The sequence below is a fragment of the Natronospira sp. genome, from assembly GCF_007134575.1.
Lineage (GTDB): Bacteria > Pseudomonadota > Gammaproteobacteria > Natronospirales > Natronospiraceae > Natronospira > Natronospira elongata.
In genome coordinates this window covers 1-4,162 of sequence record NZ_SLKM01000064.1, presented here as the reverse complement: position 1 = coordinate 4,162, position 4,162 = coordinate 1, and the positions used below count along the sequence as shown (strand labels likewise).

General features: G+C 61.9%; 3 protein-coding genes and 1 pseudogene. All 4 read left to right on the top strand.

The genetic code is table 11. The features are described 5' to 3' along the window. Positions 1-232 (top strand): SDR family oxidoreductase (locus ACJWXQ_RS02570; protein WP_406672077.1); only part of this gene is annotated, 232 nt, incomplete at its 5' end. 157 nt (positions 233-389) lie between these two features. Beyond that, positions 390-1,760 (top strand): sigma-54 dependent transcriptional regulator, encoded by a 1,371-nt coding sequence (locus tag ACJWXQ_RS02565; protein ID WP_346050421.1) that lies wholly within the window; start codon positions 390-392, stop codon positions 1,758-1,760. 255 nt (positions 1,761-2,015) lie between these two features. Then, positions 2,016-2,127: pseudogene (locus ACJWXQ_RS02560) on the top strand (prepilin-type N-terminal cleavage/methylation domain-containing protein); the annotation flags it as partial. A gap of 623 nt (positions 2,128-2,750) precedes the next feature. Further along, positions 2,751-4,162 (top strand): type IV-A pilus assembly ATPase PilB (gene pilB / locus ACJWXQ_RS02555; protein WP_406672076.1); only part of this gene is annotated, 1,412 nt, incomplete at its 3' end.

Here is a 4,162-nt window from a genome sequence, read left to right as displayed (position 1 = left end):
CTCGAAGATCGGTGTGCGTGCCGTGTCCATCGCCCCCGGGATCTTCTACACCCCGATGATGGAAGGCCTGCCGGAAGAGGTGCAGGAATCGCTCAACAAGCAGATCCCCTTCCCCTCCCGCATGGGCAAGCCCGAAGAGTTCGGCCAGATGGTCGAGGCGGTGTGCGAGAACATCAACCTCAATGGCACCACCATCCGCCTGGACGGCGGCATTCGCATGCAGGCGAAATAATCGCTTGATCGAAACCCGCGTAGGAGCGAATTTATTCGCGATCCAGCCTATCGGCTGCCTCGGCAACTGAACGTTGGAATCGCGGATGAATCCGCTCCTACGGGGGCGTTGATGAAGCAGTATAGCTTGTCGGCTGCCGCTGCATTACCATCCCCCCATGACCAAACCCGTCGCCCTCATCGTTGATGACGAGCCCGACATCCTGGAGCTGCTGGGTCTGACCCTGGAGCAGATGGATGTGGACACCGTGCCTGCCAGTGACCTGGCCTCGGCTCGTGCCGCCCTGGAGCGGCATCATTTCGACCTCTGTCTCACCGACATGCGCCTGCCGGATGGCGACGGCATGGAACTGCTGAGCCTGATGCAAGATGCCCACCCGGATGTCCCGGTGGCGGTCATTACCGCTCACGGCAATGTGGAAGCGGCAGTGAAGGCACTCAAGGCGGGAGCCTTTGACTTCGTCTCCAAGCCGGTGGACCTGCAGGACCTGCGGGCCCTGGTGCGGACGGCGCTCAAGCTGCGCGGCGGGCCGGATCAGGATGCCGATGATGACGGCGTCGATGCCGGCAGCCGTCTGATCGGCGACAGCAGCGGCATGCAGCACCTGCGCCAGCTTATCCGTCGGGTCGCCCGCAGTCAGGCACCGGTACTCATCACCGGGGAATCGGGCACCGGCAAGGAACTGGTGGCGCGCCTGGTGCACGAACAAAGTCCGCGGGCCGATGCCCCCTTCGTGCCGGTGAACTGTGGCGCCATCCCCGCCGAATTGATGGAGAGCGAGTTCTTCGGCCACCGCAAGGGCAGCTTCACCGGGGCCACGGCGGATCGGGATGGCCTGTTTCAGGCCGCCCAGGGCGGCACCCTGTTCCTGGACGAAGTGGGCGAACTGCCCTTGGCGATGCAGGTCAAGCTGCTGCGGGTGATCCAGGAACGCGCCGTTCGCCCGGTGGGCGGTCGCGAGGAAATCCCGGTGGATGTGCGTATTCTCAGCGCCACCCATCGCAACCTGGCCAAGGCCGTTCAGGCCGGCGAGTTCCGCGAGGATATCTTTTATCGCCTGAATGTCATCGAACTGCAGGTGCCGCCCCTGCGCGAACGCATGGCCGACCTGGCCATGCTGGTGGAATCCATCCTCGCCCGCCTGGCCTTGCGCCTGGAAATGAACAAGCCCGACGTCTCGCCTGAGGCCTGGCAGAAACTTTCCGCCCACCACTTCCCGGGCAATGTCCGGGAGCTGGAAAACGTGCTGGAACGGGCCATTACCCTGTCCGAGGGCGGGCGCATCGGCGCCGAGGATATCTTCATCAAGACCCCGGCCCGCAGCACCGGACCCGGCCTCGCGGAATGGGTTCTGCCCCCGGACAATGGCCAGAGCCTGCCGGAATTCCTGGAAGACCTGGAACGGGAATGTATCCGCCGCGCCCTGTCCCAGTGTCGCTACAACAAGACCGAGGCCGCCCAGCGCCTGGGCATGACCTTCCGCCAACTGCGCTACCGGATCAGCAAGCTGGGCCTGGAATCGGAATGAACCGATTCCGACCGCCACGAGTCGCGACTGCTTGCCTGGGCAGGTTCCTTACATAATTCCACTAGCAGCCCCGTGGTGGACAATTTTTGTCAGTCCCTGCCGAATTTGGTCAGTAAAATACAACAAGGGGGGCAAAATTGTCGCTCCTCCGGGGGTTTCTTTCTGGCACAGGCTTTGCTTAATATACAGGCAGAGGTGGCAAGCACCTTGAATACCCCAGATAACGGAACCTGTCCTGAGGAGGTCCTGATGAAAATGCAACAGCAAAAGGGTTTCACCCTGATCGAACTGATGATCGTGGTCGCGATCATCGGCATCCTGGCGGCCATCGCCATTCCGCAGTACAACATCTACGTTGCCCGCACCCAGCTGCAGGAGTCCAACCAGCTCCTGAACGGTCTGGCCCCCGACATCGAAGACTGTGTGGCCCGCCGTGGCTTTGATGCCTGCAGCACCCGAAACGGTTACCAAAGTCGGGAAGAGTTTGCTGAAGTGCTGGGTGTGCAGACCGATGGCCAGCACGGCGCCATCACGGAGGTCGAGTGGAGTGGCGACCAAGTAGACATCACCTACGCCATTGGTGACGACGGCATTCGCAATGAAGCCACCTCCAATCACCCGGAACTGGACAACGTCACGGTAACCTGGACCTACGCAAACATTGCCGATGCCGGCGACGCCCCCCTCTACGAGTGGCACTGTGACGGTGGTGACGGCGTTTCCGGCGGCAACGCGACCGACGCCGGCTGGCGTGAGCGTTATGTCCGCGGTCTCTGTGAGCCCGATTAATCCAGGCTGATTAATCACCGGGTTGAGACCTGAACAGGGTTGATACCCAGGCAGAATGCCCCCGCCTCGGCGGGGGCATTTTTTTGGTCAGGCCCCGGAAGCCGGGCCACCCCGGAATTTACTTTCCCCGCTGCCGGTAGGCAGGGGCGCAGGCTTGTTGTAATCTTGTTTGCATAGCTACCTGATTTCGGGGCAATTACCATGTCGGCAACCCAGAACAAACTACGCCTGAGCGGCCTGGCCCGACGGCTGGTGAATGACGGGCTTCTCAGCGAGGAGGCCGCGGGCGCCGCCAATCAGGCCGCGGTCAAGGCCGGGCAGTCGCTGATCAGCCATCTGGTGGCGGAAAAGAAGATGGATGCCCGCACCCTGGCCCACCTGGCTTCCGAGGAATTCGGCGCGCCCCTGCTCGACCTCTCGGTGATGGACCTGTCTCAGGCCCCGGTCAAGGATGTGGAGGAAAAACTCCTTCGCCGCCACCACGCCCTGCCCCTGTTCAAGCGGGGCAAGCGCCTCTTCCTGGGCCTCTCCGACCCCACCAATCTCCAGGCCCAGGACGAAATCAAGTTTCATACCGGCTGCATGGTGGAGCCGGTGGTGGTGGAGGATGACAAGCTCATGCAGGCCCTGGACCGGGCCTTTGAAAGCATGGACGACGCCCTGGGCGACTTCGATGACGATGAACTCGACCTGGAGGTTGGCGCCGACGAAGAGAAGGATGATAGTGGCGCGGTCAGTGCCGCCAGCGATGCCGACGATGCGCCGGTGGTGCGTTTCGTCAACAAGGTCTTGCTGGATGCCATCAAGCAGGGGGCCTCGGATATCCACTTCGAGCCCTACGAGAAATTCTACCGGGTCCGCTTCCGCCAGGACGGAATGCTGCGGGAAGTGGCCAAGCCACCGGTCAATCTCTCCACCAAGCTCGCCGCCCGCCTCAAGGTGATGTCTCGTCTCGACATCTCCGAACGGCGCATCCCCCAGGACGGGCGCATCAAGATGAAGCTGTCCAAGAACCGGGCCATCGACTTCCGTGTCAGCACCTGCCCGACCCTGTTCGGCGAGAAGATCGTGATGCGTATCCTCGATCCCAGCAGCGCCATGCTGGGGATCGATGCCCTGGGTTATGAAGAACATCAGAAGAATCTTTATCTGGAAGCACTGGAAAAACCCTACGGCATGATTCTGGTCACCGGCCCCACCGGTAGCGGTAAGACGGTGTCCCTCTATACCGGGGTGAATATTCTCAATACCCCGGACCGCAATATCTCCACCGCCGAAGACCCGGCGGAAATTCAGTTGCCCGGGGTCAACCAGGTCAACGTCCAGCCCAAGGTGGGCCTGACCTTCGCCGCCGCCCTGCGCGCCTTTCTGCGCCAGGATCCGGATATCATTCTGGTGGGTGAGATTCGTGACCTGGAAACGGCCGAGATTGCCATCAAGGCCTCCCAGACAGGCCACCTGGTGCTGTCCACCCTGCACACCAATGATGCGCCCAAGACCCTGGCCCGACTGGTAGACATGGGCGTACAGCCCTATGCCATCGCCAGTTCGGTCACCCTGATCATCGCCCAGCGGCTGGGCCGGCGCCTGTGCAATAACTGCAAGAAGCCCAT

Excerpts from the sequence above, each read along its gene's own strand:
- ACJWXQ_RS02565 (WP_346050421.1), top strand. The coding sequence starts at position 390 with ATGACCAAACCCGTCGCCCTCATCGTTGATGACGAGCCCGACATCCTG.